General features: G+C 61.1%; 1 protein-coding gene. It reads right to left on the bottom strand.

Going from position 1 to position 252, the window contains the following annotated elements; translation table 11 throughout:
• Positions 1 to 205: helix-turn-helix domain-containing protein (locus ACCD11_RS28445; protein ID WP_413316483.1), on the bottom strand; the 205-nt coding region annotated here is incomplete at its 3' end.
• Positions 206 to 252: the final 47 nt, after the last annotated feature.

The raw sequence follows: 252 nt of genomic DNA, 5'->3' as shown, positions 1-252 counted from the left end.
GCCTTATCTTCTCAGGCCCCCACAGGGGATGCTGTTGCTTTGTCTCCAGCAGCAGCTTCACCATGGGTTCAGGCGTTGCGCGCTGGTGATGGCGCGCCCGGGAACGGTCACTGAGGGAGGTGACATCATCGGGCGAAAAACGGGCCAGCCACTTGTAACCGGTTTGTGATGGTCGGCATCTCGACGCTGCTGCTGTCGCTGACACTGTTGCCAATGGCGGAGTGGTTCGGCGGCGCGGATAAAGCCAAAGGC

The organism is Variovorax sp. Varisp36 (assembly GCF_047304235.1).
In the GTDB taxonomy this organism is placed as follows: domain Bacteria; phylum Pseudomonadota; class Gammaproteobacteria; order Burkholderiales; family Burkholderiaceae_C; genus Variovorax.
This window is presented reverse-complemented; position numbering and strand designations above follow the sequence as displayed.